Annotated in this window: 27 protein-coding genes and 1 tRNA gene; 26 read left to right on the top strand and 2 right to left on the bottom strand. The window is 43.7% G+C overall.

Going from position 1 to position 25795, the window contains the following annotated elements:
* The first annotated feature begins 121 nt into the window (after window positions 1–121).
* The 7 genes from mnmG to MKY44_RS28830 all read left to right on the top strand — a co-directional run bounded on the left by mnmG (window position 122) and on the right by MKY44_RS28830 (window position 7813).
* Window positions 122–2011, top strand: a complete 1890-nt coding sequence (mnmG, locus tag MKY44_RS28860) for a tRNA uridine-5-carboxymethylaminomethyl(34) synthesis enzyme MnmG (RefSeq protein WP_036611972.1) — start codon at window positions 122–124, stop codon at window positions 2009–2011.
* On the top strand, window positions 2011–2733 hold the full coding sequence (gene rsmG, locus MKY44_RS28855) for a 16S rRNA (guanine(527)-N(7))-methyltransferase RsmG (protein WP_036611970.1): 723 nt from the start codon (window positions 2011–2013) through the stop codon (window positions 2731–2733). The genes mnmG and rsmG overlap by 1 nt, the downstream gene beginning before the upstream one ends.
* Window positions 2734–3249: 516 nt before the next feature.
* Complete coding sequence (gene noc, locus MKY44_RS28850) at window positions 3250–4068, top strand: nucleoid occlusion protein (protein WP_341009748.1); 819 nt, start codon at window positions 3250–3252, stop codon at window positions 4066–4068.
* Between the two features lie 189 nt (window positions 4069–4257).
* Window positions 4258–5019 carry a ParA family protein gene (locus MKY44_RS28845; RefSeq protein ID WP_036611966.1) on the top strand — a complete coding sequence of 254 codons (762 nt, stop codon included), beginning with the start codon at window positions 4258–4260 and terminating at the stop codon, window positions 5017–5019.
* Window positions 5012–5857, top strand: a complete 846-nt coding sequence (locus MKY44_RS28840) for a ParB/RepB/Spo0J family partition protein (protein WP_036611964.1) — start codon at window positions 5012–5014, stop codon at window positions 5855–5857. Before MKY44_RS28845 ends, MKY44_RS28840 begins: the two co-directional genes overlap by 8 nt.
* Window positions 5858–6018: 161 nt before the next feature.
* Window positions 6019–7173, top strand: a complete 1155-nt coding sequence (locus MKY44_RS28835; RefSeq protein WP_341009747.1) for an aminotransferase class V-fold PLP-dependent enzyme — start codon at window positions 6019–6021, stop codon at window positions 7171–7173.
* 139 nt (window positions 7174–7312) lie between these two features.
* Window positions 7313–7813, top strand: coding sequence for a DUF4446 family protein (locus tag MKY44_RS28830; protein WP_036671879.1), 501 nt, complete (start codon window positions 7313–7315; stop codon window positions 7811–7813).
* Here the strand turns inward: MKY44_RS28830 and yyaC are convergent.
* The gene (gene yyaC, locus MKY44_RS28825) at window positions 7788–8393 is read right to left on the bottom strand and encodes a spore protease YyaC (protein WP_036611957.1); all 606 of its coding nucleotides are present in this window, start codon (window positions 8391–8393) and stop codon (window positions 7788–7790) included. The genes MKY44_RS28830 and yyaC overlap by 26 nt on opposite strands.
* A gap of 117 nt (window positions 8394–8510) precedes the next feature.
* On the opposite strand from yyaC, the gene MKY44_RS28820 reads away from it, so the two are divergent.
* From MKY44_RS28820 to MKY44_RS28805, 4 genes are all read left to right on the top strand, one after another.
* Window positions 8511–8774, top strand: a complete 264-nt coding sequence (locus MKY44_RS28820) for a DUF3343 domain-containing protein (protein WP_017691427.1) — start codon at window positions 8511–8513, stop codon at window positions 8772–8774.
* 14 nt (window positions 8775–8788) lie between these two features.
* The gene (locus MKY44_RS28815; protein ID WP_133386407.1) at window positions 8789–9727 is read left to right on the top strand and encodes a mechanosensitive ion channel family protein; all 939 of its coding nucleotides are present in this window, start codon (window positions 8789–8791) and stop codon (window positions 9725–9727) included.
* On the top strand, window positions 9717–9926 hold the full coding sequence (locus MKY44_RS28810) for a DUF951 domain-containing protein (RefSeq protein ID WP_036611950.1): 210 nt from the start codon (window positions 9717–9719) through the stop codon (window positions 9924–9926). The genes MKY44_RS28815 and MKY44_RS28810 overlap by 11 nt, the downstream gene beginning before the upstream one ends.
* 103 nt (window positions 9927–10029) lie before the next feature.
* Window positions 10030–10120, top strand: a tRNA-Ser gene (locus MKY44_RS28805).
* A 438-nt stretch (window positions 10121–10558) separates the two neighbouring features.
* Here the strand turns inward: MKY44_RS28805 and MKY44_RS28800 are convergent.
* A complete protein-coding gene (locus MKY44_RS28800) occupies window positions 10559–10753 on the bottom strand; it encodes a YjzC family protein (RefSeq protein WP_341009745.1) in 195 nt (64 codons plus the stop codon).
* Between the two features lie 202 nt (window positions 10754–10955).
* Here MKY44_RS28800 and rpsF point away from each other — a divergent pair, with 202 nt between their 5' ends.
* The 15 genes from rpsF to MKY44_RS28725 all read left to right on the top strand — a co-directional run bounded on the left by rpsF (window position 10956) and on the right by MKY44_RS28725 (window position 25786).
* Window positions 10956–11249, top strand: coding sequence for a 30S ribosomal protein S6 (rpsF, locus tag MKY44_RS28795; protein WP_036611944.1), 294 nt, complete (start codon window positions 10956–10958; stop codon window positions 11247–11249).
* A gap of 48 nt (window positions 11250–11297) precedes the next feature.
* Window positions 11298–11783 carry a single-stranded DNA-binding protein gene (ssb, locus tag MKY44_RS28790; RefSeq protein ID WP_017691432.1) on the top strand — a complete coding sequence of 162 codons (486 nt, stop codon included), beginning with the start codon at window positions 11298–11300 and terminating at the stop codon, window positions 11781–11783.
* Window positions 11784–11839: 56 nt separating this feature from the next.
* On the top strand, window positions 11840–12112 hold the full coding sequence (rpsR, locus tag MKY44_RS28785; protein WP_017691433.1) for a 30S ribosomal protein S18: 273 nt from the start codon (window positions 11840–11842) through the stop codon (window positions 12110–12112).
* 228 nt (window positions 12113–12340) lie between these two features.
* Window positions 12341–12931 carry a M15 family metallopeptidase gene (locus MKY44_RS28780; RefSeq protein WP_341009744.1) on the top strand — a complete coding sequence of 197 codons (591 nt, stop codon included), beginning with the start codon at window positions 12341–12343 and terminating at the stop codon, window positions 12929–12931.
* 730 nt (window positions 12932–13661) lie between these two features.
* Complete coding sequence (locus MKY44_RS28775) at window positions 13662–14651, top strand: ABC transporter ATP-binding protein (RefSeq protein ID WP_074096664.1); 990 nt, start codon at window positions 13662–13664, stop codon at window positions 14649–14651.
* Window positions 14652–14665: 14 nt separating this feature from the next.
* Window positions 14666–15598, top strand: coding sequence for an ABC transporter ATP-binding protein (locus MKY44_RS28770; protein ID WP_341009743.1), 933 nt, complete (start codon window positions 14666–14668; stop codon window positions 15596–15598).
* 7 nt (window positions 15599–15605) lie between these two features.
* Entirely contained in the window at window positions 15606–16568 is a 963-nt protein-coding gene (gene opp4B / locus MKY44_RS28765) for an oligopeptide ABC transporter permease (RefSeq protein ID WP_074092893.1), read from the top strand.
* A gap of 27 nt (window positions 16569–16595) precedes the next feature.
* Window positions 16596–17501 carry an ABC transporter permease gene (locus MKY44_RS28760; protein ID WP_338707433.1) on the top strand — a complete coding sequence of 302 codons (906 nt, stop codon included), beginning with the start codon at window positions 16596–16598 and terminating at the stop codon, window positions 17499–17501.
* Between the two features lie 19 nt (window positions 17502–17520).
* Window positions 17521–19347, top strand: coding sequence for an oligopeptide ABC transporter substrate-binding protein (locus tag MKY44_RS28755; protein ID WP_341009742.1), 1827 nt, complete (start codon window positions 17521–17523; stop codon window positions 19345–19347).
* Between the two features lie 252 nt (window positions 19348–19599).
* The gene (locus MKY44_RS28750) at window positions 19600–20490 is read left to right on the top strand and encodes a D-alanyl-D-alanine carboxypeptidase family protein (RefSeq protein WP_341009740.1); all 891 of its coding nucleotides are present in this window, start codon (window positions 19600–19602) and stop codon (window positions 20488–20490) included.
* Between the two features lie 337 nt (window positions 20491–20827).
* Window positions 20828–22414 (top strand): MFS transporter, encoded by a 1587-nt coding sequence (locus tag MKY44_RS28745; RefSeq protein WP_341009739.1) that lies wholly within the window; start codon window positions 20828–20830, stop codon window positions 22412–22414.
* Window positions 22415–22656: 242 nt separating this feature from the next.
* Window positions 22657–23691, top strand: coding sequence for an LCP family protein (locus MKY44_RS28740; RefSeq protein ID WP_036671869.1), 1035 nt, complete (start codon window positions 22657–22659; stop codon window positions 23689–23691).
* A gap of 184 nt (window positions 23692–23875) precedes the next feature.
* Entirely contained in the window at window positions 23876–24301 is a 426-nt protein-coding gene (locus tag MKY44_RS28735) for a CBS domain-containing protein (RefSeq protein WP_017691444.1), read from the top strand.
* A 265-nt stretch (window positions 24302–24566) separates the two neighbouring features.
* Window positions 24567–24869, top strand: a complete 303-nt coding sequence (locus MKY44_RS28730) for a MazG-like family protein (RefSeq protein ID WP_017691445.1) — start codon at window positions 24567–24569, stop codon at window positions 24867–24869.
* 5 nt (window positions 24870–24874) lie between these two features.
* Complete coding sequence (locus MKY44_RS28725; RefSeq protein ID WP_036612044.1) at window positions 24875–25786, top strand: DUF2232 domain-containing protein; 912 nt, start codon at window positions 24875–24877, stop codon at window positions 25784–25786.
* Window positions 25787–25795 lie beyond the last annotated feature (9 nt).

The following is a 25795-nucleotide window of genomic DNA, read 5'->3' as shown; positions in this document are numbered from 1 at the left end:
TGGTTTCATATAGATAGGAATGCAAGTTCCGATGAACGGTTAGAAGTAGTTTCATTATTGTAGAACATGATCCGTCTGTGTGAGTTACACCGAATGCAGCGGAATAAGGAGGTAAACGGGAATGGCTTTTGATGGCGGCAGTTATGATGTAATCGTCGTTGGTGCAGGGCATGCTGGTGTGGAATCCGCGCTGGCCGCAGCTCGTATGGGGTCCAAAACACTAATGATTACGATCAATCTGGATATGGTGGCCTTTATGCCTTGTAACCCATCTATTGGGGGACCGGCCAAAGGACATGTTGTACGCGAGATTGATGCACTTGGTGGAGAAATGGGACGGAATATCGATAAAACCTTTATTCAGATGCGGATGCTTAACACGGGGAAAGGGCCTGCTGTTCACGCGCTTCGTGCTCAGGCAGATAAATTCTCCTACCAGCATAAAATGAAGGAAACGATGGAGAATGAACGTAATCTGACAATGCGTCAGGGTATGGTTGATTCACTGATCGTTGAAGACGGAAAATGTGTAGGCGTTGTGACTCAGACCGGAACAGAGTATCGGGCTAAAGCGGTCGTTCTGACAACAGGCACATACTTGCGCGGTAAAGTAATTATGGGCGAGCTGATGTATGAGAGTGGACCGAACAATCAACAACCCTCTCTTAAATTGTCAGAGAATCTGCGTGAACTGGGCTTTGATCTGGTTCGTTTCAAAACGGGTACACCACCACGTGTGCATAAGGATACGATTGATTTTAGCAAAACCGAAATTCAGCCTGGTGATGACAAGCCGAAGTTCTTTTCCTATGAAACAGAATCTTCCGATAATGAGCAGTTGCCTTGCTGGTTGACGTATACATCTGTGGATACACATCAGATTATTAATGATAATCTGCATCGTGCTCCGATGTTCTCGGGTCTTATTGAAGGAACCGGACCACGTTATTGCCCTTCCATTGAAGATAAAATTGTTCGTTTCAGCGACAAGCCGAAACATCAGATATTCCTTGAGCCGGAAGGCAAGAACACATCCGAATATTACGTACAGGGGTTGTCTACGAGTATGCCAGAAGACGTTCAACTGGCTATGCTGCGTTCCATTCCAGGTATGGAAAAAGTGGAAATGATGCGTAATGGTTATGCGATTGAATACGATGCGATGGTGCCTACACAATTGTGGCCATCACTGGAAACTAAACGTCTACCAGGTCTGTTTACGGCGGGTCAGATTAATGGTACCTCCGGCTATGAAGAAGCAGCAGGACAAGGTGTTATGGCTGGAATCAACGCTGCACTCAAAGTACAGGGGAAAGAGCCGGTAATACTTGATCGTTCCCAAGGTTATATTGGCGTGCTGATTGATGATCTGGTGACAAAGGGTACAAATGAACCGTATCGTCTGTTGACTTCACGCGCTGAGTATCGTCTGTTGCTTCGCCATGATAATGCAGATATGCGTTTGACGGAAATCGGACATGACATTGGCCTGATCCCTGAAGAGCGTTATGCGAAATTCCTGGATAAAAAGGCGAAAGTCGAGCAGGAAGTTGCACGTCTGAAAGTGGCTAAAGCTCGCCCGGTTGAAGTGAATGCCAAGCTGGAAGAGTACGGATCTACACCTATTCAGGATGGCAGTACGTTGCTTACCTTGCTGCGTCGCCCGGAGCTTGGGTATGAACTGATTGAACAGCTCTCACCATCTGAGGTAGAACTGACAGCAGATATGAAAGAACAAGTGGAAATACAAATTAAATATGCGGGTTATATTGAGAAACAATTGATCCACGTGGAACGTTTGCAAAAGATGGAGAAAAAGAAAATTCCGGACACCATCGTATATGATGAGATTCATGGTCTTGCTATGGAAGCCAAACAGAAGCTCGCTACGATTCGTCCAATCTCGATTGGTCAGGCTTCTCGTATTGCTGGAGTTACTCCTGCCGACATCTCCATTCTGCTGGTCTACCTGGAGCATTATAACCGTGTAACCGCAGCAAGGGGACAATAATGGACGATATTCAACAGCAACTGCAGCGGCGCTTAAAGAAACATGGATTAGAGCTGGGCGAACTCCAGTTGGAGCAATTCGAATTGTATTATCAGGAGCTGGTATCCTGGAATGAAAAGATGAATCTGACGGGCATAACGGATCGGGAGCAAGTGTATACAAAACATTTCTATGATTCGGTATCGCTGGCTTTTTATACTGACATGACCAAAGTGAATAAGCTTGCTGATATTGGATCAGGAGCGGGTTTTCCGGGATTGCCACTGAAGATCTGTTTCCCGCATATTAAGCTTACGATCATTGATTCACTAAATAAACGTATTGGCTTTCTACAGCATGTGGTAGATATCCTTGGCCTGACTGATGTGGAGTTGGTCCATGGACGTGCTGAAGAGATTGGACGCAAAGAAGGGTATCGTGATAGCTACGATCTCGTTACGGCGCGTGCAGTAGCCAAGCTGGCTGTGCTGAATGAATTCTGCCTTCCTTTTGTTCGCAAAAGTGGAATATTCGCTGCCATGAAGGGCGGAGACCCGCGTGAAGAAATGAAGGAAGCGGAGTTCAGCTTCAACCAGCTGAAAGGACGGGTTAAGGCCGTTCATCCTTTCCAGCTGCCGGTTGAAGAATCAGAGCGTCACATTATTCTGATTCAGAAATTTGATAAGACACCATATAAGTATCCACGCAAACCAGGTACTCCAATGAAGACTCCGCTGATATAGTTGCGTGATGGTTTTGAAGTGAGTCAAAATAAAATAGAATTTTAGAAATAGATAAAGAGGATGTTTCACGTGAAACATTCTCTTTTTTTTGTTTTCTGAAATGGAGGACTGGATCAACATTACAGATACTTCGTATTACATATCTTTTAAAGAACCTGTATTGATGAATTTTACGCACAGTAACTCATGAACAATTTCATTAATTGAATGTGTGCAAGTCGTCATATTTCCAATATTCATAAAGAAAAAGCAGGAAAATTAGCAGAGTTTAAAGAATAGGTAAGCATAGGATTATGATAGAAAAGATGATAGAATAGAAGTATCCGATCCTGGGTCACAGCGATCATAGATTATATGTATAGATAGATGGATAATGCGTTAGATGTTGCATGACAGAAAGCGTTATGAAAGGCAAAACTTATTCCAAGAACGATGCATTTGAAAGGTCGCTTATTGAATAAGAAGCACCTGCAAAGACTGTGGGAGCTATTACGAAACTAGGTGGTAATCTGCGGAATGAAAGAACAATTTTCGAAGTTGTTTGGTTTGGCGGAGCGCAATAACGGAGATGAGATCAAACAGATTCCGGTCAATGAAATTGTGAGCAGCCCATATCAACCCCGTACTATTTTTGATGATGATAAAATTGATGAGTTGTTGCAGACGATCAAAACACATGGCGTAATTCAGCCTATTGTCGTTCGCATGCGAAATGGATCATATGAGATTATTGCCGGGGAACGTCGCTGGCGTGCAGTTCGAAAACTGGGTTTGGATACGATTCCGGCTATTGTACGTGAGTTCAACGATTCTCAGGCCGCATCCATTGCACTGATTGAGAACTTGCAACGTGAAGGATTGACTTCAATTGAAGAAGCTGTCGCTTATCAGAAGCTGATCGACTTGCATCAACTGACACAGGAAAGTCTGGCACAACGACTCGGCAAAAGCCAGTCAACCATCGCTAACAAGATTCGGTTGTTGCAGCTCCCAGAAGGCATTAAGGCCGCATTGATGGAACGCAAAATTTCTGAACGGCATGCAAGAGCATTACTTTCTCTGGATACGGAAGAACTACAGATGAAGTTGCTCGGTGAGATTATTGAAAAAGAATTGAATGTGAAACAGACAGAGGCGCGTGTTGCCTTCTACAAGGAATCTTCCAAGATTAAAAAATCTAGACGTGTTTCCTTTACCAAGGATGTAAGACTTGCACTTAATACGATTCGCCAATCCATTGATATGGTAACTGGCTCTGGTCTGGACATCAAAACCAAAGAAGCAGACCATGAGGATCATTATGAGATCGTTATCCATATTCCAAAACGCAAATAATTGAAGCTTATGGCGGCAATGGGCCGCTTTTTATGTCTATAAAGCAAGTTAGGTCTGATATGTTTAAAGAACGGTCGGAATATTGATGGAACGGTAGTTGTTGTTTGTGTGGACGATAGCCGCCTGCTTTTTGTTAACAATATCTCACAACCTACAGAAAAGACTCCTATTTTATTTGAGGTGAAGTAATTGTCTAAGATTATGGCCGTAGCAAATCAAAAGGGCGGTGTGGGGAAAACGACGACATCTGTTAACTTGGGTGCAGGACTGGCTTCACTCGGGAAAAGAGTATTGCTTGTCGATATTGACCCCCAGGGGAATACAACCAGCGGAGTCGGAATCAATAAAGCAGATGTGGCTAATTGTATATATGATGTCATTATTAATGAGGTTCCTCCTCAAGAAGCGATTTTGGAGACTCAGATTGAAGGCCTTCATATCATACCTGCAACGATTCAGCTTGCCGGAGCCGAGATCGAATTGGTGTCCACGATATCACGGGAAGTTCGCCTGAAAAAATCACTCGCCATGGTGAAAAAAAACTATGATTACATACTGATCGATTGTCCACCATCTCTTGGTATGTTAACGATCAATTCGTTGACTGCTTCCGATTCGGTGATCATTCCGATTCAGTGTGAGTATTATGCACTTGAAGGATTAAGCCAGTTGCTTAATACAGTTCGTCTTGTACAGAAACATCTGAATACCTCCCTGCAGATTGAAGGGGTATTGCTGACGATGTTTGATGCACGGACCAATCTGGGAATTCAGGTAATTGAAGAAGTGAAAAAGTATTTTCAACAAAAAGTATATCAAACGATTATTCCGCGTAACGTACGGCTTAGTGAAGCACCATCTCATGGTCAATCCATTATCACGTATGACCCTCGTTCAAGAGGGGCGGAAGTGTATTTAGAGCTCGCAAAGGAAGTGATTTCTTATGAGTAAGCGGCTTGGAAAAGGTCTTGATGCCCTCATTCCTTCGCTTTCAATTAATGACGATGATAAAGTCGTAGAAATCCCGATTAGTCAACTGCGGGCTAACCCCTATCAACCACGTAAAGTATTTGATGAGGGCGCAATACATGAACTGGCTGAGTCCATTCGTCAGCATGGTGTCATACAACCCATTATTGTTCGTCCTGTATTACGAGGTTATGAGATTATCGCCGGAGAACGACGGTTCAGAGCTTCGCAATATTGTGGTAATGCCACGGTACCGGCTGTAGTCCGCAACTTCAGTGATCAGCAGGTAATGGAGATTGCGTTGATTGAGAATCTGCAACGGGAGAATCTGAACGCCATGGAAGTTGCAGTTGCTTATCAGGGGTTAATGGATCAATTCGCGTTGACTCAGGAAGAGTTGTCTGTAAAAGTAGGTAAATCACGTTCTCACATTGCTAACTTCTTGCGTCTGTTATCATTGCCCGAAGAAGTAAAAGACCATGTTTCACGTGGAACATTATCTATGGGACATGCACGTGCGATCGTAGGTGTTAAAGACGAGGTTATAGTGAAGCAGCTTGCAAAACAGACCATTGATCAGCAATGGAGTGTACGTGAGTTGGAGGAAGCTGTTCAACAACTGGATCGCTCCAAAACAGGTGAGGCTAAAGCCAAATCGAAGTTAAAAAAGAAAGATCCATTCATTGATACATTGGAAGAATCTCTTCGTGAACGTTTCAAAACCACAGTGAAAATCAAGCACAATAAAGATAAAGGTAAAATTGAGCTCAACTACTACAGTCAACAGGATCTGGAACGGCTATTGGAATTGTTACAATAACAGTCGGGTCTATGATTCATTAACAACATGCGGGGCTTACTCATGTCATGACATATCGCCTCTGTACCATGGAGAAACGATATGTCATTCTTTGTTTATAGGGTTATATGTGCATTATGTGCAGGCGAATTATTAATTTATGGGACAGAGGTGGTTGTGAGGTGGAGGGAGTTATCTATCTAGATCATGCAGCAACATCTTGGCCCAAACCACCTGCTGTCGGTGATGCGATGTTGAGTGCATTGGAGATTGCCGGAGCCAATCCTGGCAGAGGAAGTCACCGGATGGCTGTTCAGGCAAGTCGTGTATTGTTCGAGGCGAGAAAATCCATATCCAATATCTTTGGAATCAAAAATGCGAATGATATTGCATTCGGATCAAATACGACAGAAGCGCTAAATCTAGCTATTCAAGGCTCGATCAGAGAGGGCGACCATGTGATTGCCACCATGGCTGAACATAACTCAGTCAGACGACCACTGGAGTACATGCGAAGACTCCGAAATGTAGAGATTGATTATGTACCTGTTGATGCTTCGGGAGCCATTGATCTGATGCAAATGGAACGTATGTTTCGTTACAATACCAGATTGGTGGTATGTACACATAGTTCGAATCTGCTTGGCAGTATTCTTCCTATTGGAGAAATATCGCTCCTATGTCGTAAACATCAGGCGATCTTATTGGTAGATGCAGCTCAGAGTGCTGGGGTTATGCCTGTGAATGTACAACAATTGGGCATTGATATGTTGGCTTTTCCAGGGCATAAGGGACTGCTTGGTCCTCAGGGTACAGGGGGCTTGTACATTGCTCCAGAGCTCGATATAGAGCCTTTACTTCATGGAGGAACAGGAAGTCAGTCAGAAGCTCTTGAGCAGCCAAAGGTGCGTCCTGATCGGTATGAAGCGGGGACACCGAATACAGTCGGGATCGCAGGGCTGAATGCGGGTGTGAAACATGTACTTGAGATGACACCAGCGTTCATCTACCAACATGAGTGGGAACTGACCCAACATATAATGGATGGGCTGTCATCCGTTAAAGGCATTCGAATGCTTGGTCCAGAGATTGGACAGCCACGCACCGGATTAGTATCTTTTACTGTGGATGGATATGATTCAGCACAACTCGCCTTCCGTTTAGATCGGAATTATGGGATTGCGGTTCGCTCCGGGTTTCATTGCACACCGCTTGCACACGAATCTGCTGGTACAACCGCTACCGGAGCAGTAAGGGCCAGTGTGGGATACAATTCAACTAGAGAACATGTGGAAGCACTCGTTAAGGCAGTGTTGGAATTGACTGGGACAGACTAGATTAGAGTTGAAATGATGAACTCATTTGATATAGGTTGCTTGATTAAGCTTATGGATATCGGGTTGATTTATAATGAATGATAATATTACAGGACAGACGTTAATCTGATCAAAAATATAGAGGGGTAGTTGCAATTACATGGCTGAATTAAACGAGCTGATTCTGGAACAGCTGTTATGGATTATTGGCGGAATGGCATTACTTACGGTGATCTTGCTGATTGTGAGTATTGTTCAAGGGGCAAAGTTACGAAAGTTTAAACGTAAATATGAAGCCATGATGGCTGGCAGTGGAGTAGAGGACCTGGAATCGTTGCTGATTAATCTGAAAATTCAGATGGACAGCATTGAGGATGAACACAAACTGCAAACGAATCAGCTGCAAGTTGTCATGCAAAAGCTGACCCGCATTCAAGGTAAAGTTGGCGTGAAAAGGTACAATGCATATGGAGAGCGTGGCAGTGATCTGAGCTTCTCAATGGCTATGATTAACGATAGCCAGGATGGCATGATTCTTACGGGGATATATAACCGCGACGGTTCTTATGTATATGCAAAACCTCTTAAAGGGGGAGAGTCCACGTACACTCTGTCCCCAGAGGAAAAGGAAGCTATTACTCTGGCACAGCAAGCAGAGTAGAACGTGTATGCCATTCCCGGATGGCCGAGTATAGACTGCTGGAAATAATCTCGGACATGCGCATAACGAGACTGAGCCGTGTGTTCTGTAGAACAAAGTATTCCATAAAGCCGCCGACGTTAACGATACCTGTCAGATGGATATCGCCGACCGGCGGTAATTCTTTATTTACCCCCGCACCCGGTTTGAGCGGACCATTCACAACTTGAATGCATCCCACACTGGATGATTGACCGAGACAGGCGTCAATGCCAATCACATAAGGGTTATGGTGTGTTTTCTGTATGTTGTGGAGTGTATCTTGCAGGTTCATCGCATGGACTGGTTCATCCAAGGTACCATATAGATGGAATAAAGGGCTGTCCCACTTGGAAAGGGCTGATCCGACCAGAGGACCAAGGCAGTCGCCTGTTGAGCGATCTGTGCCGATGCAGACAATCACTACATTTTGCAGAGAATGGGCTTTATAGAGATGGAACATTAAACGATGGGTAATGGCTGAGTGAATACCTGGATCGGTATGGGGGATTTTCAAACTGGTCATGTCTTGTGATGAAAAGGAACGCGAAGTAGGATTCATAGGATCTATCCTTTCCCTTGGAATAGTAGTAACAGTATATGGAAAGGTAGAGCGTTTTATACTTCACGAGGACAAGCTTTTTCTCTAGGGTTGGACGTATGGCGAAAGGAGCCGAACATGGACGAATGGATTAACGATTGGATGCTGATTGCATTTGATTCAACCCAGCAGGCACTGCGTGCTGAAATGCTGCTGGAGTTTGCCGAGATAGAGATTGATTTGTTCCCTACACCAAAAGAAATTACAGCAGGGTGTGCGCTATGTATTCAGTTTCCAAAAGAGGATCTGGAGCGAGTACAGAAGATCATTCGTAACGAGTTCGTAGAGATCCGAGGCCTCTATTTCAAAACAGAAGACAGCTATGATAACATACCGATGTAGAGGAGGGATGATGAATGTTGTCATTTCAGTTTGCTCAAGGGGAAGAGACCAGTGCTGCTGGTGCTGTAAATGAAGCCCTTCGTTGGACGGATAAAGTCTGGAACAAAATTGCAGATCCCGATATGTGGCTTAACATTATGTTCAGCTCAATCCGGATCATCATTATTTTTATCATCACCCGTATTGTCATTAAGGTAGTCTATCGAATTATAGATCGTTCCATGGAACGCAAGCAGGAAGGCAAGATTCGCGTGAATCCACGCAGATTCGTAACCGTAGGGGAACTGTTGAAAAATGCGACCTCCATAACATGTAATTTCATTATGATTCTGCTACTGTTATCTGAGATCAATATCCAAGTTGGGCCACTACTCGCGAGTGCCGGTGTGCTTGGGCTTGCCATTGGTTTTGGTGCACAGGGTTTGGTCAAGGATGTTATTACCGGTTTCTTCATTATATTGGAGGACCAGTTCGCTGTGGGGGATGTCATTCAGACGGGAACCTACAAGGGAACGGTTGAAGTGATCGGACTTAGAACAACCAAACTGGTCAGCTGGCAAGGTGAGGTTCACATTATCCCAAACGGGGCGATTGCAAGTGTAACGAACTACTCCATGTCAAATTCGCTGGCTGTAGTGGATATTCCGATGAAGGCGGACTTAAGTCTCGATGAGTCAGTACATCTGGTGAAAAAGTCTTTGGTCGGGATTGAAGAGCGTGACCTAAATATTGTGAAGGTGCCGGATGTGCTCGGTATACAGTCGATGTCTACATCAGAGTATGTGGTGCGAATTGTGGCTGAATGTATGCCTAACTCTCGTGCTTCGGTGGAACGTCAGATTCAGGGCGATGTGAAAAAAACGCTGGAGTATCATGAGATGAGCAATCAAGCCGTATTGGAACAGGCAGTAGCTTTGGAGAAAGATGAGGGGGATGGCACAGGTGGAGCGTAAAAGTTTCCAGCTTGGGGATATCGTGCAGATGAAGAAGCAGCATCCCTGTGGCAGCAATGAGATGGAGATCATTCGTATGGGTATGGATATTCGGATCAAGTGTGTCGGATGTAAACATAGCGTGTTGATTCCAAGAGCGAAATTTGAGAAAAACATGAAGAAGGTATTGCGCTCAGCCGAAGATTCCACTGAATCCTGATCTTGCAATAATTCGGTATGCAGTACGCGTAATAACGTTTACATGTAGGCTCCGTAGGAGTATTGCGTTCTGTAAATGATCATGCTATAATCAATATTGCTGCGGAAAGGTACCCAAGAGGCCCAAGGGGGCTGACTCGAAATCAGTTAGGCGTGTCACAGCGTGCGTGGGTTCGAATCCCACCCTTTCCGCCACTTCAAATGTAACTTACTCAATACACATTGAGTTTAATAAAAAGATCGATAAGAAGACTTTCCATTAGGAGGGTCTTTTTTGGTATAACGTTTTATTGAATATGTATTGAACATGAATTCATATCAGATGCATCATTAATGACTAAAACGAAAATAAAGAGCCCCGAAGGGCTCTTTATCCGGCGGTGCATTTGTTTGTTAGGAAACAATCGGTCGTAACAATCAGACACTTGGTGTACTGCACGTAGCAATACGCGTGCTTCAGACGAAGGGCCTTACTACACATAACCACTTGCTTCTTAAATTACGTGATGAATCTCCAACAGCGAATGATCGGCTTCGTTGTCCAACGGAACCACACCTCTCTCGTGCACCGCCTGATTGTATTATGTGCTTTATTCCGTTTTATATACATGGATCGTAAAAAAAGTATTGCGATTAATGGACGCGGGCTTTGGTCAGCTTCTTCCACTTGCGATTATGATTGCTTGTTTCGGGAAAAGCTTCACCTTTTTTCAGCGTTACCCGCTTAGGGTTCTGAATTTCCGTGACAAAGCTTTTTTCCCCAACTTCCGTATACTCTCCATCGTTTGGGGCTTTGTCTCCTGGTTCAAACTCGGTTTTTTCACCCATGATAAAACCTCCTCTGCAGATTATGTTACTTTGTTGCTTCTGTAGTGTGCTCCATAGCCGGGCTGATCATGTGCCAATATGTACAGGGAACGTTTGCTTGCACTTTGACTCGGTATTTGTTATATTAATATAGTTCGAGTTTGTGCTCGTTCCTTGCTCTCAACCTAGATTGAGGGCCAGAGTCCATAAGGAGGTGAAAATTATGCGCAAATATGAAGTGATGTACATTATTCGTCCTGACATTGAGCAAGAAGTTGTTCAAGCTACAGTCGATAAATTCCAAGGCATCATCTCCAACGGCGGTGGTGAAGTTACAGCTCACGACGTTATGGGTAAACGCCGTCTTGCGTATGAGATCAAGAAATTCCGTGATGGTTTTTATGTTCTGGTACATTTCACTGCTGAACCAGCAGTTGTAACTGAACTTGAGCGTCTCATGAAGATTTCTGACGAAGTAATTCGTTATCTCATTACCAACGACGTTAAGTCTGCTTAAGACTACTCGTGATTAACGCACCAATACGCTCTGAAGGAGGGGATTACATTGTTGAACCGTGTCATTCTGATCGGACGGTTAACCCGGGATCCTGAGTTGCGTTACACTCCAGCAGGAGTGGCAGTTACGCAATTTACTTTGGCAGTGGACAGACCGTTTACAAGCCAAGGGGGAGAAAAGGAAGCCGATTTCATTCCGGTCGTAACCTGGAGACAGCTTGCCGAGACCTGTGCGAACTACTTGCGCAAAGGACGCCTGGCTGCAGTCGAAGGACGCATTCAAGTACGGAACTACGAGAATAACGAAGGAAAACGTGTATACGTGACCGAAGTCATTGCCGATAATGTCCGTTTCTTGGAGTCAGCTAACCGTGATAATAGCGGTGGCGGCGGTGGGCAACCAATGCGTGAAGAGCCTTCTTATGGAGGCGGCGGACGCGCGAACAATAACAATAATTCGCGTAGCAACAATCAGGATCCTTTTTCCGATGACGGAAAACCGATTGATATATCGGATGATGATTTGCCATTTTAACATGAACTGATACTCTTAGGAGATATGGGTTACATGATAGGAAAGGACTGAAAAGCATGGGCTTCAAGCAAAGAGAAGGCGGAGACAACGATAAAAGACCGGCACGTCGTGGCGGCCGTAATAAACGTCGTAAAGTGTGCTTCTTCACAGCTAACAAAATTACTCACATCGATTATAAAGATACGGACTTGCTTCGTAAATTTATCAGCGAACGTGGAAAAATTTTGCCACGCCGTGTAACAGGTACTAGCGCTAAATATCAACGCATGCTGACGATTGCAATTAAACGCTCCCGTCAAATCGCATTATTGCCATACACAACTGAGTAGTTTTTACTCAGCTTGCATACGAAGCAGTCGGCTTATAGCCGGCTGCTTTTTTGTATATATCAATAGAAGTAATAGAAATAACAGATCCACTCTAACAAATGGAAGAATTCAATTCTATGGTGATAGAGGCATTCAAGCCTCAAATGAACTATAATAGAGTCTAATCTACTGAAAAGGTTTAGGCAGCAGGAATAGCTGTTTATTTCAGAAAAAACACCAGGAGTGGATATGAATACATCAAAACGTAAAGGTAAACAGAGAAAAAAGAGCGGTCTGAAAACCTGGATTATAGCTACTCTTTTACTTTCCATTATATATGTGTGGTTACAGCAAAAAGGTGATATAGATAACATGTGGCCCGGGACAACAATCCAAGAAGCTATGCCAATCACCGACCTACATCCTGTGGTAGCAGAGAATGAGAAATTATTGGTACGTAAGGCAGCGAGACGTGGAATAGAGATTGTTATCACCCACGGCTACCGAAGTTCCGAGGAGCAAGATGCACTATTCAACCAAGGACGCTCAAGTGCAGGAAATATTGTTACTAATGCGCGTGGTGGTGAGTCTTACCATAACTACGGATTAGCAATTGATTTTGTATTGAGGACGCCTGAGGGTGATGTGGTGTGGGATATGGAACGTGATGATAACGGCAATGGCAAGGCAGACTGGATGGAAGTTGTGGATCTCGCCAAAGAGTTAGGTTTCACTTGGGGTGGAGACTGGGCAAACTTCCCGGATTATCCTCACTTGCAGATGGATTTTGATTTGAGTATTAATGAGTTAAAACGTGGTAAAAGACCTCCTGATTCTTAGAAAAGGGTGTTATATATACATTTAAATGAATAAATATTAGATAAGCTCTGCATTTTGCAGGGCTTTTTTCTTTCTTTTGTAAAATAAATGATAAAAGATGACAATTTGGTCTTTACATTAGCAAATAAATAAAACTATACTAGATTAACTAGATTTTTTACTCTGATCGCATATATTATTTCAATTGTAAGCATAACGGCTCCGGTTCAATAAAATTCAGCTATAGATCGAGATATAATCATCACTCATATATGTAACATTTACCTCACGCAAAATTAAGAATGTCTACTTAAATTAAAGCATACACATACATTAGATGTAACTACTATGTCATGTATATGTTATTTTGACTAATTGCCTATGTACACCTCACAGCCAAAAACAAGATAACACCTCTCAAAATTCCTGATATATGCCTTTATAGTATTACTAATATCCAATTCTGTAGTATAAAAAACATTTATACCAAAAATCTCAAAATAAGCATTGACGTTAGCTAAAATTACACGTATGATTACATTAATTATTTTGATATATAATTCCGCTAGGAATTATCAACATTAATTGACCAATGGTCTAAATATAAGTCTCTTAAACTTGTTTCTCCTAACAATTTGGTATTTTGTATAAGCTATTGTTCGTTATCTTCAAGAACTTGGAAATATACAGTGGATGCATTTCTCTACACACGAATACAATCTACGGAAATTATGGGGTTAGGGTGATTGATTTGAATACAGAGCTATTGGAAGTCAGAAATCTAACAACATCATTCAGAATTGAAGATGACTATTATGCAGCAGTGGATCACGTTAACCTTACGGTGAAGAAAAATGAAGTGTTGGCGATTGTAGGTGAATCCGGGTCAGGTAAAAGTGCTTTTGCATTCTCTCTTATGGGTTTGCATAACAAAGCAAAAATAGAAGGCCAGATTCTCTATAAAGGACAAGATATTGCCAACATCTCCCCAAGCAAATTAAACAAGCTACGCGGCAAAGAAATGGGCATGATTTTTCAGGACCCATTGTCCGCACTAAATCCTCTAATGATTATTGGTGAACAGATTGAAGAGATTCTCACACTTCATCAGTCCAAGCTGTCTTCCAGAGAGAAGAGAGAAAAGGTCATTCACTTATTGAATCAGGTAGGGATTCCACGTCCCGAACAAATATACAAGCAGTATCCCCACGAACTATCTGGTGGTATGAGACAGAGAATTGTTATTGCCATTGCGATTGCCAACAAACCGGAACTACTCATAGCCGATGAACCAACGACGGCGCTTGACGTTACGATTCAACTACAGATTCTGGAGCTAATCCGTGATCTGAAGAATGAAATTAACGCAGGCATTATTCTGATTACACATGATCTGGGTGTCGTAGCTGAGATGGCTGATCGCGTTGCAGTTATGTATGCAGGCGAAATTGTTGAAGTCGCAGATATCTTCACATTGATGAACGATGCGAAGCATCCATATACCCGCTCACTGTTGAACTCTATTCCCACACTGTCTGAAGAAAGATCCAAATTACATGTCATCCAAGGCATCGTACCATCACTCAAAAATCTTCCTCGCAAAGGGTGCAGATTCAAAGCCCGAATTCCATGGATTAGTGAATCGGCTCATGAAGAGAACCCGCAGATGCATGAAATTGCACCAGGTCACTTTGTAAGGTGTACCTGTTACCAGCACTTTCATTTCCCTGACCAAAGCTGAGGAGGAATAACATAATGGCATTACTCGAAGTAGAAGGGCTTAAGATACACTTTCCGATTCGCGGTGGATTGCTTAAACGGGAAATTGGCAGTGTAAAGGCTGTTGATGATGTTAGCTTCTCCATTGAACAAGGACAGACCTATGGTCTGGTTGGCGAATCAGGTTCAGGAAAGACAACAACAGGCAGAGCCATTATTGGGCTAAACCATGTCACTGACGGAAAGATTCTGTTTAACGGCAAAAATCTGGCTACGGAGCGACGTAAGAACAGGCAGCTCCAGCGGGATGTACAAATGATTTTTCAAGACCCATATTCATCACTGAATCCAAAGAAGCGGGTTATCGATATTATCGCTGAGCCGTTTCGTAACTATGAGCGTCTGACAGCTACTGAGGAGAAAAGACAAGTAAGAGAATTACTTGAAAAGGTTGGCTTGAGTCCGGAATCAATCTACAAATATCCGCATGAATTCTCCGGCGGGCAGCGTCAACGGATTGGCATCGCACGGGCTATTGCACTGAAGCCGAAGCTAATTATCGCTGATGAGCCTGTATCTGCACTGGATGTATCGGTACAGGCTCAGGTACTCAACTTCATGCAGGAAATTCAAAAAGAATTAAATCTGACCTATCTGTTCATCAGTCACGATCTTGGCATCATCCGTCATATGTGTGATCAGATTGGAATTATGTATAAAGGTCGATATGTGGAACAGGGAACAACAAATGATATTTTTGAGAATCCGCAACACATCTATACCAAACGTCTCATTGCAGCCATTCCGGATATGGACCCAACCAAACGAGAGGAAATGGTAGCCTTCCGTCAACAGGTCAAATCCGAGTATGAAAATTCATACCGAAATTTCTTTGATGAGGAAGGGCTTGCATACTCGCTCAAATCCATTTCCGATACTCACCGAGTAGCTCTACCTCAGAAAGGTTGAAGGCCATATGTGGAAAATAATAGTACGAAGAATCATGATTATGATCCCTCAAATCTTTTTACTAAGTCTTTTGGTATTTTTGATGGCCAAAGCCATGCCAGGAGACGCACTAACCGGATTGCTCGATCCAAGTATTGATCCTAAAGCTTTGGATGAACAGAGGGAACGACTTGGACTTAATAATCCATGGTATGTACAGTATTGGGACTGGATCAGAAATGCCGCGCAGGGCGACTTCGGACAATCTTTCCGATTCAAGATGCCAGTTTCTGATCTGATTGGTCAAAGAATTGCAAATACATTTTGGCTGGCTTTTGCAACACTTGTCTTCACATATTTAATCGCGATCCCACTTGGTATTATCAGTGGTCGTTATAATGATACATGGTCTGACCGGTTAATTACGGGCTACACCTATCTGGGGTTCGCAGCACCGTTATTCATTTTTGCACTGGTTATGTTATGGATTTTTGGTTTCCACTTTGGGTTATTCCCAACGGGGGGCAGCGTGGCACCTGGACTTACACCAGGAACATTCAGTTACATTACAAGCAAATTCTATCATCTGTTATTACCGGCATTATCCATGGCACTGATTACTACGGTATCAACCGTTCAATACTTGCGTAGCGAAATTATCGATATCAAGCATAAAGAATTCGTTCTTACTGCGCGAGCCAAGGGCGCTTCGGAATCACGAGTTTACAACAGGCATATTTTAAGGAACTCTCTACTGCCGATTGCCGCATTCTTCGGTTATGAGATTACAGGACTTATCGGAGGTACTATTTTCATTGAGAGTATATTCAGTTACCCAGGCATGGGGCAGCTGTTCCTTAACTCAATCTCTCTTCGTGATTTCAGTGTTGTAACCGCACTTGTCCTGCTATTTGGTATAGCTACAATCCTGGGTTCGCTATTATCTGACATTATTCTGGGATTAGTAGATCCGCGTATACGGATCAAGTAAGAACTTGAAGATTTCGGGGTGAATAAGATGAGCAAGGCCAATGATGTCGTTGTAACTTCACAGAAGATTGATAAGAGCCCCTCCAGCTTGAGTATCTTATGGAGAGAGCTTGTCCGGGATAAGGTGGCACTAATCTCGCTCATATTTTTGGGACTGGTTTTATTAATAGTCTATGGAACTGCTCTGATCCTGGATCAAGATGAAATTGTTAAAGTGGATCTATTCGCTTTATATGAGCCGCCTTCTGCACAATACTGGTTAGGAACAGATTACGGAGGTCGTGATGTATTTGGACAACTAATCATCGGAACTCGGAACTCGTTATCCATTGCCATTCTAGTTACGGTAATGACAGGTTTCTTGGGGATCGTAATCGGTATACTTTCTGGTTATTTCGGAGGACTGATTGACAATATATTCATGCGTATCGTGGATTTCTTCATGATTCTCCCGTTCATGATGATTGTTATCGCGTTTGTTACAGCAGTACCCAAATATAATATTGTTTCGTTCTCGCTAATCATGACTGCCTTCCTATGGATGGGAATTGCTAGATTAATTCGGTCTAAGGCACTGCAGGAGAGAGAACTTGAATATGTGAAAGCTTCAAAAACGTTGGGATCATCCCATCTCAAGATCATTTTCTCACAGGTTCTTCCGAATCTGAGCTCTATTATCATCGTAACGATGACATTGAATCTCGCTGCCAACATTGGCCTCGAATCAGGGTTATCTTTCCTGGGATTTGGTTTTCCCGAAAGTACGCCTAGTCTTGGAACACTCGTAAGTTATGCACGTAATCCGCAAACCCTGGAATCCAGATGGTGGATATGGCTACCCGCATCGGTACTGATTCTGGTATTGATGTTGAGTATAAATAATGTCGGTCAAGCCCTAAAGCGTGCGACTGATGCAAGACAAAGAAGAGGTTAAAAAAAGGGAGGAAAGGTTCATGAAAAAGGGATTATTTTCACGGGGACTATTTTTCACGATGATGTTGGTCTTTGTATTGGTGCTCGCAGCGTGCTCTGAGAAAGAAGCAGCTACTCCAGCTCCAGCTTCCAACACAGAAGAGGGAAAAACGGAGGAAAAACCTGCTAATGAAGAGGGCGTTTACTCCATTGAAGACTTCAACAATGTCAAAACGAATGAAGGTACTGCGATCGAGGGTGGATCAATTACATTCGGACTTGTATCGGATACTGCTTTTGAAGGTACACTGAACTACAATTTCTATTCCGGTAACCCGGATGTACAGGTTCTTCAATGGTTCGACGAAGGCTTGCTGACTTGGGATAAAGACTATGTATATACCAACGATGGTGCAGCAACGTATGAGACGTCTGAAGATGGCAAAACGTTCACACTGACCATTCGTGACAATGTGAACTGGCATGATGGCAAGCCGGTAACAGCTGAAGATCTGCAATTTGCTTATGAAGTAATCGGTAGCAAAGGCTATGATGGTCCTCGTTACGACTCCAACTTCACTAGTGTAGTAGGTATGGACGAGTATCATGCTGGAAAAGCAAAAACAATCTCTGGTATTAAAGTGCTGGGCGACAAACAAATCAGCATTACGTATAAAGAATCTACTCCGTCCCTGCTGACAGGTGGCGTATGGACGTATCCACTGGCTAAACATATCTTCGGCGATATGGATGTAGCAAAAATGTCTTCTTCCAAAGAAGTACGTGAAAAACCAATTGGTTTTGGTCCATTTAAAGTGGATGTTATCACTCCGGGTGAGTCTGTAACTTATGTTAAAAACGAAGACTACTGGCGTGGAGCTCCAAAACTGGACAAAGTGACTCTGAAAGTTATCAACCCGACAACGGTTGTTCAAGAACTGAAATCTGGCGGGGTAGATCTTGTAGATGCATTCCCGACAGATCAATACAAAGACAATGCTAACCTGTCCAACGTAGAATTCCTGGGCGCAATCGATCGTGCTTATACGTACATCGGTTTCAAACTGGGTACGTGGGATGAAGAGAACGGAAAAGTTGTAAGCAATGCCGAAGCAAAAATGGGTGACAAAAACTTGCGTAAAGCAATGTGGATGGCTGTAGATAACGATCAAGTTGGTAAACGTTTCTATAATGGTCTGCGTTGGAATGCAACAACCCTGATTCCACCATCTCACCCAGAATTCCATGATTCCAACAATCCGGGTGTAGCATATGATCCAGAAGCAGCAAAAGCATTGCTCGACGAAGCTGGTTACAAACTGGATGGTGAATTCCGTACGAATCCGGATGGAACACCACTCGAAATCAACTTTGTATCCATGACTGGTGGTGACACAGCTGAACCATTGGCTCGTTATTATGTTCAATCATGGGCAGCTATTGGTTTGAAAGTAAACCTGGAAATGGTTGAGTTCAACAGCTTCTATGACCGTGTAGGTAACACAGGTAAAGATGATCCAAAAATTGATGTGTATCAAGCAGCATGGGGCGTTGGTATTGACGTAGATCCATCTGGTCTGTATGGCCGCGATGCACTCTACAACTTCTCCAGATTCTCCAGCGAAGAGAATGACAAATTGCTGGCACAAGGTATCTCTGCTGAAGCATTCGATGTAGACAAGCGTAAAGAGATCTACAATCAATGGCAGCAATACATGGTAGATGAAGTTCCTGTATTCCCTACACTGTATCGTGCAGTTGTAGCGCCAGTTAACAAACGTGTAATGAACTATGCGATTGGTGATGGAACAGGCGTTTACCTGAGCGACCTGCAAGTTAATGCAGACAAAGCAGTTGTAGCTCAGTAAAACATTCTTAAATTAGCAGCTGTAAGGAATGGGGTCCTTTAAGAAGCCGGTTGCTAGATTATAATGAAGAATTCTCCTGGGAATTTGAATAAAAGTGTCTTTAAAAACATGGATTCTGTACACTCTGGCATGGGTGTATGGGGTTCATGTTTTTTTTGTAACCAAAAAATAAAAAAAATTTAACTTTTTTTCAAAAAAGTGCAGACAAAATGCCTCTTTACTTCGTCTATATAGGTAAGAGGTGATCATCTTATGAAAAAATGGTGGAAACGGGCAGGTATGCTACTGGCTCTCTTGCTTATTATATATTTGGGTGTGAAACCGGACATGCTGGTAGGCAAACCGGGAATTAAAGCTGAATCTGCGGTATTAATGGATATGAACTCTGAACAGATCTTACTGGATTTTAACGGCTCCGAAGAGATTGCTCCGGCAGGCGTCAGTAAGTTGATGACAGAACTGTTAGTAATGGAGGCCGTGATCAATGGTGATATAGGCTGGAATGATCTTGTTAATGTGAGTCTGTATGCCAGCTCCGTGGGGGGCAGTCAACTGACCCTGAAACAGGGAGAGCAGTTCACCGTTCAGGAGTTGTTCGAGATCGTAGCTGTCTATTCAGCCAATGATGCAACTGTTGCTCTGGCTGAACACATCAGTGGTACAGAGCAGAAGTTTGTGCAACAGATGAACCAAAAAGCAACTCAGATTGGACTTTCTGAGGATACACAATTCACGAATTCAACGGGCCTCAGTGAAAAGCTGCTTGGTCCTAACCGTCCGATGGATATACAAGGGCAGACCTTAATGACGGCTATAGATGCATGCAAGCTTGCGCGATATTTGCTGAATAACCATCCCGAGATTTTAAGAATCTCCAGTCAAATGCAAGTATCAATGCATCAAAAAGGGATGTACATGAGTAACACGAACTGGATGTTGTCCTCTATTGGTGGGCCGTATGCTTACGATGGGAATGACGGATTAAAGACCGGGTATGATGAAGATTCCGGATATCATTTTGTGGGGACAGCTGAACGTGATGGCAAAAGACTGATATCAGTTGTATTTGGAACAGATACTCGTGAAGGGCGTTTTGTGGAGACTCGGAAGTTATTCAACTATGGGTTTTCGGGCTCAAAATGAAAGGGCGTACATAGGCATCATCAAAGAGACCTTCAGGGCGCCATTGATCCACGTGTCAAACAAACGGAGTCAAACCAGATTATTGAGGCATTACGCAAGCGGTAGTACGTTAGATAAGATATGAGGGCTTTACGCAGGTTCGACTGAACATGTGGTAGCTCTATTTTATCGAATCAGAGGTAAATTGATCCATATAACCATATTATTAAATTGACATATGGTTTTCTTTTGTTTTAAAATGACCAGTGAGTCATTATTGTTCAATATAGTTTATTATATATGTACCAAACCAACAGTACGATACTGAATTTACGATCTGATCGGGAGGTAACATGTGATGCAAAAACAAATGAAATGGCCGCTAGTCCTGTTTGCCATAGGGGTATTTATGGCTGCGCTGGATAACGGGATCATCACCTCTTCACTGACCACCTTAAATGCATCATTTGGTGTGTCGCCAACATGGGGAGCATGGACGATTACGCTTTACACGCTTGGGCTTGCGGTGAGTGTACCTATTGCTGGCAAACTGTCGGACCGTTATGGTCGCAAGAAGCTATTTTTGATTGAAGTGGCGTTGTTTGGGATCGGGTCCCTGCTCGTTGCGCTGAGCACATCGTTTACCTTTTTCCTGATTGCTCGTGTCATTCAAGCTTTGGGCGGTGGTGGGATTTTTATCATTGCCAGCTCATACGTATTAAGCAAGTTCCCGGCGGAGCGTCAGGGTACAGCTTTGGGTCTGCTCGGAGGGATGAATGGTGTTGCCGCTATATTGGGACCCAATGTCGGTGCTTTTATACTGGACCTTACGGGCAACTGGCATTGGTTATTCCTGATCAATGTACCTATCGCGATTCTGCTATTCATAGCAGGTATTCGATTTATTCAGGAAGAGCAGGAACTGAACCGTGCAGCAGTGGACTGGAGCGGTATCGCTGTCCTAACGTTGGGTGTACTTAGTTTAATGTATAGCTTCAGCAATCTGGACGGTGTGAACATGCTACAGAGCCTGGGATCACCGATGTTCTACGGTTTTTTCTTGGCAGGTGTAATCATTCTGGTGCTCTTTTACTTCATGGAAAAAAGGCTGGAAGGATCTGAACGTGAACCTGTTGTATCGACACAGCTTCTGGGCATTGCGTCCTTTCGCTGGACGCTGTTGATTGCCTTTTTCTCCGGAGCCATTCTGGCCTCGGTGATCTTTATTCCCGGATTTGTTGAGCAATATCTCGGCGTATCCAATACAGCTTCCGGGTACTGGTTTACTCCACTTGCGCTGGCATCCGGCATCGGGGCAGGTGGAGGTGGATACCTCGTTGACCGCAAAGGGCCAATCTGGACGTTATCGGTTGCGGGGCTGCTATCTGCGATTGGATTCCTGCTGTTCCCACTATGGGTGGAGCATATCTGGCAATTTGTCATCGCGAGTACGCTCGTAGGTATCGGCTTCGGCATGATGCTTGGTGCGCCAGTTAACGTACTTGTCACAGAACAGGCGGGAGAGAACAACAAAGGCATCGCGGTAGCGACCAGCTCGTTATTCCGCCAGATGGCGATGGCTATTGCACCTACGATTTTCGCTGGATTCCTGGCACGTTCTTTCATTAATCTGGGGTCCAACATTCAGGCGGGGTTCGCTGACAAAGGAATTCAGGTGCCGCCGGAGATGCTGGAGCAATATGCATCGGGTGGAGCAGCAGGGAGTGATGTCTCCAATCTGACAGAGGGCCTGTCTCAGATTCCTGATGAAGGCATCCGTGATGTGTTGCTCCAGGCAGTGCATCAAACGACAGGGCAGGGTTACAATGGCCTTTTCTGGTCTGCGGTGGTATTCAGTGTGCTTACGCTGGTAGCTGCGCTTATAACGGGACGTCTGCGTCAAAAAGAGAAGAGCCACCATGTGGAAAGTATATCCACAAACTGATTCGATAACGTTAGAAATGAAGAGAACAGTGCACCTTTTGTAGCTAAAAAGGAGTCGCTGTTCTTTTCAATTTAACCGGATTGTAACTTTTCTTGCTCCTGCAATGATTACAATAGAACGAGCGTAAGCGGTGTCTTGATTCCAGAGAGAGAAAACTTCAGAGAACACCGAGTCACAAGGCATCCCAGACGTTTAATTGGTATTATGGATTATCATTTTGATAGTGAAGAAGGAATCAATGGATGAAAAGCAGAACTAAAGATAAGAAGAAGAAAAGAAGAAAAGGCCTATATATAACGCTCGTGTCACTTGTTGTTTTGTTAATCGGAGGGTATTTGTTCCGTCAGCAGCTGGCTGTAGCGGCATTTGATCTGTTTCTCGCCGGTTCGGTAGAAGATCAGCTATCCCGTTCTTATGTACCGCAAGAAGGCAACAACACGCCTGATCCAACGGTATACCGTAAGGAACCATTCTCCGTGTTACTGCTCGGTTCGGATAAACGCGCCTATGAGAAAACGCGTGGACGTTCCGATACCGTCATCTATGCTGTAGTACGTCCGAAGGAATCCCGTGTGCTTCTGGTATCGATTCCACGTGATACGTATGTGCAGATTGTAGGACGGGATGCCAACAAGGACGGCGAAGATGATTATGATAAGTTGGCGCATGCCTATGCTTTTGGTGGGGAGAATATGTCCATCAATACTGTGGAGAAATTCCTTGATGCTGATGTGGGTTATTATGCAACGATCAACTTCGACGGAATCAAAAAAGTGGTTGATGCGCTTGGTGGTGTAAAACTGCCAATCGATGAGGACATTGTGAACAAGAATCCTGATCATGTGCAATTCACGATTGAAGGCGGTAAGCCGATCTATGACGGGCAGGAAGCACTGTATTATGTAAGATACCGTGAGGATAGCGATTTTAATCGTACCAAGCGGCAGCAGATTTTCCTGAACGCGATGGCAAATGAGATGCTGAATTTGAATCAAATCGCCAAAATTCCGGAATTGATTCAGATCATGGGAGACAGCTTCCAGACGGATATGCGAGCTTCTTTCATTATTGATCTGGCCAAACAAGTGCTTACTCAGGAGAAACCGCAGATTTCAAGCTTCACCATCCTGGGTGAGGGAATGAAAAAAGACGGTATCTATTATGGTCAAGCTGACGAGAAAGATGTCCAATATGCCAAAGAGTTGATTAACAACTGGATGGATCAATCGACCCCAGCCGGTGAAGTGATGATCCCTGACCGGCAAAAGATTGAATAACCAATTCCATACCAATGATGTGTTGTAGACCACAATCAGCAGTACGTTTATTCGCGGGCTGCTGTTTTTTTTCTTTGTATTGAGAACTATTATCCTTTTGGAACATCCTGCGTTCTGATCCGTATAATATAAGTTGAGCGAGATAAGTTGAACGAAGAAATTCACAAGGAGGATACACAAGGGTATGAACATCGCATTTTTTTTGCTACCCAAACAAGAGGTTACGTGCGTGACGTCGGATTCTACGCTGCGGCAAACGTTGGAACGGATGGAATATCATCGTTTTACAGCGGTACCCATCCTGAATAAAGAGGGCAAATATATTGGTACGGTTACCGAAGGCGACTTACTGTGGTATATGAAGAATGCCGAGGGAAAGATTTCATTTGAAAACGCTTCAAAGTTCTTGCTCAAGGACGTTCCCCTTCGCTTGGATATTAAACCTGTATCCATTAACGCCAACATGGAGGACCTGATTAATCTGGCTAAAGTTCAGAACTTTGTTCCTGTAGTCGATGATATGGATCGGTTCATTGGTATTGTCAGACGGAGTCAGATAATTGAGTACTGCGAGGGCATTGTAGCCAAAGAATCAATCAAGGCTAAGTAAGGCTGATACGAATTAAAACATTATTGTGTCATGATGGATAATCACAGCCGTCCGGTATCATGTTAAACTTAAGAAGTCCTGAACCAGGGGCGCATTCGAATTTTTTTACAAATATATAGGTCAATAGGATGTACGGAGGACTCCGCATAAGTACCTGACATCAGTTTCGGAGAACTTCTCCGTTTTTTGGGGTAATTTTGCGGGCCCTCTTTTTATGCTATAATCGAGAATAAAGCTTTTTCGGGGGAGAGTGACTTTCGCCAATATGCCTAAAGAACTGGATGTAGCCAAACGCGCTAAAGTGATTGAATGGCTGAAAACCGAAGTGCTTGATCAGGTATCCCGATTATTCAAGGCGTTATGGGAAGGCAGTACAACTCGAATCGGGGACAGTCTTGCCAGTTTGATTATGAGTAGTTACATATTGGGCCGCAGGCTCGGTATTCCTTTCAAGGATCTGGATGCACTGCTAGTTGAGAAGTTGAAAAAGCATAAACAGGAAGGTCACCAGCTTGAAGACTGGTACCAAGATATTTCCGCGCTAGAAGATCATATGCGTAAGAGGTGAATTTGTTGAAATTTAGCTTTAAATCAGCTGTTTGGAGCGCAGTTTATCTGCTCTTGCTACTTTCGCTGTTAACTCCTTTATCGGTACTTGCCATATTTTTTATGATGATTCCGGGAGTTATTTTGTATGCTTCATTATCTTTAAAATCATTTATATGGCATCTCGTGCCCGTAGCCGTTATTTTGGTCGTATTCCACCCCATCTATCTGTTACTATTGCTCATCTTTACCCTGCCTGCGATCGTTATGGGTCACGCGTATAAAACACGCAAATCAGCCCTGTTCGCGCTGATGGCGGGAAGTGGCATGATGTTGGCAGAATACTTGTTGTTGCTCTTGGTCGGCAGTGTCATTTTCCAATTCGACCTGTCCAGTTATATTGAAGATGTGGTCAAATTGACCATTGAACCGTTAACCAATACATCAAATCAGATGATCAACGGGTTTGCATGGACACCTGAGATGACCGAGGATGTTGCCAAACAAACGCAGCTTATGATTCCGTTTGCTCTCGTTGTCACGTCGATGGTAATGGCCTTTATTACACATGCCATTGCTCGTCCAATTCTGAACGTGATGGGTGTGGTGGTATCGAAGCTTCCACCAGCGAGAGAGTGGCGTATGCCGCGTGCATTGATCTGGTATTATTTCCTTGCTCTGTTGATCGAAGTGATCTCCAGACAAAGTGATGGAACATACTGGACCATGATTGCCATGAATCTGTCCCCGTTAATTAATCTGGGCTTCATGATTCAAGCGATCGGTTTCTTCTTCTTTCTCTCACATACAAAGAAATGGAATCCGGTTATACCATATTTCCTGGCGGCTGCTGTCTTCTTCATTGGTCCGCTTCGGATTATCGGAATTATCGATCTGGCGTTCCCGCTTCGTGAGGCAATATCGAAATCAAAACGATAGGGTGATGAG

Source organism: Paenibacillus sp. FSL R7-0026 (assembly GCF_038004485.1).
In the GTDB taxonomy this organism is placed as follows: Bacteria; Bacillota; Bacilli; order Paenibacillales; family Paenibacillaceae; genus Paenibacillus; species Paenibacillus xylanexedens_A.
This window is presented reverse-complemented; position numbering and strand designations above follow the sequence as displayed.

What these genes read in the sequence shown, in the direction of transcription:
- mnmG (WP_036611972.1), top strand. Translation starts at nt 122, where the DNA reads ATGGCTTTTGATGGCGGCAGTTATGATGTAATCGTCGTTGGTGCAGGG.
- rsmG (WP_036611970.1), top strand. Translation starts at nt 2,011, where the DNA reads ATGGACGATATTCAACAGCAACTGCAGCGGCGCTTAAAGAAACATGGA.
- noc (WP_341009748.1), top strand. Translation starts at nt 3,250, where the DNA reads ATGAAAGAACAATTTTCGAAGTTGTTTGGTTTGGCGGAGCGCAATAAC.
- MKY44_RS28840 (WP_036611964.1), top strand. Translation starts at nt 5,012, where the DNA reads ATGAGTAAGCGGCTTGGAAAAGGTCTTGATGCCCTCATTCCTTCGCTT.
- MKY44_RS28830 (WP_036671879.1), top strand. Translation starts at nt 7,313, where the DNA reads ATGGCTGAATTAAACGAGCTGATTCTGGAACAGCTGTTATGGATTATT.
- yyaC (WP_036611957.1), bottom strand. Translation starts at nt 8,393, where the DNA reads ATGAATCCTACTTCGCGTTCCTTTTCATCACAAGACATGACCAGTTTG.
- MKY44_RS28820 (WP_017691427.1), top strand. Translation starts at nt 8,511, where the DNA reads ATGGACGAATGGATTAACGATTGGATGCTGATTGCATTTGATTCAACC.
- MKY44_RS28815 (WP_133386407.1), top strand. Translation starts at nt 8,789, where the DNA reads ATGTTGTCATTTCAGTTTGCTCAAGGGGAAGAGACCAGTGCTGCTGGT.
- MKY44_RS28800 (WP_341009745.1), bottom strand. Translation starts at nt 10,753, where the DNA reads ATGGGTGAAAAAACCGAGTTTGAACCAGGAGACAAAGCCCCAAACGAT.
- rpsF (WP_036611944.1), top strand. Translation starts at nt 10,956, where the DNA reads ATGCGCAAATATGAAGTGATGTACATTATTCGTCCTGACATTGAGCAA.
- rpsR (WP_017691433.1), top strand. Translation starts at nt 11,840, where the DNA reads ATGGGCTTCAAGCAAAGAGAAGGCGGAGACAACGATAAAAGACCGGCA.
- MKY44_RS28780 (WP_341009744.1), top strand. Translation starts at nt 12,341, where the DNA reads ATGAATACATCAAAACGTAAAGGTAAACAGAGAAAAAAGAGCGGTCTG.
- MKY44_RS28770 (WP_341009743.1), top strand. Translation starts at nt 14,666, where the DNA reads ATGGCATTACTCGAAGTAGAAGGGCTTAAGATACACTTTCCGATTCGC.
- opp4B (WP_074092893.1), top strand. Translation starts at nt 15,606, where the DNA reads ATGTGGAAAATAATAGTACGAAGAATCATGATTATGATCCCTCAAATC.
- MKY44_RS28760 (WP_338707433.1), top strand. Translation starts at nt 16,596, where the DNA reads ATGAGCAAGGCCAATGATGTCGTTGTAACTTCACAGAAGATTGATAAG.
- MKY44_RS28755 (WP_341009742.1), top strand. Translation starts at nt 17,521, where the DNA reads ATGAAAAAGGGATTATTTTCACGGGGACTATTTTTCACGATGATGTTG.
- MKY44_RS28750 (WP_341009740.1), top strand. Translation starts at nt 19,600, where the DNA reads ATGAAAAAATGGTGGAAACGGGCAGGTATGCTACTGGCTCTCTTGCTT.
- MKY44_RS28745 (WP_341009739.1), top strand. Translation starts at nt 20,828, where the DNA reads ATGCAAAAACAAATGAAATGGCCGCTAGTCCTGTTTGCCATAGGGGTA.
- MKY44_RS28740 (WP_036671869.1), top strand. Translation starts at nt 22,657, where the DNA reads ATGAAAAGCAGAACTAAAGATAAGAAGAAGAAAAGAAGAAAAGGCCTA.
- MKY44_RS28735 (WP_017691444.1), top strand. Translation starts at nt 23,876, where the DNA reads ATGAACATCGCATTTTTTTTGCTACCCAAACAAGAGGTTACGTGCGTG.
- MKY44_RS28730 (WP_017691445.1), top strand. Translation starts at nt 24,567, where the DNA reads ATGCCTAAAGAACTGGATGTAGCCAAACGCGCTAAAGTGATTGAATGG.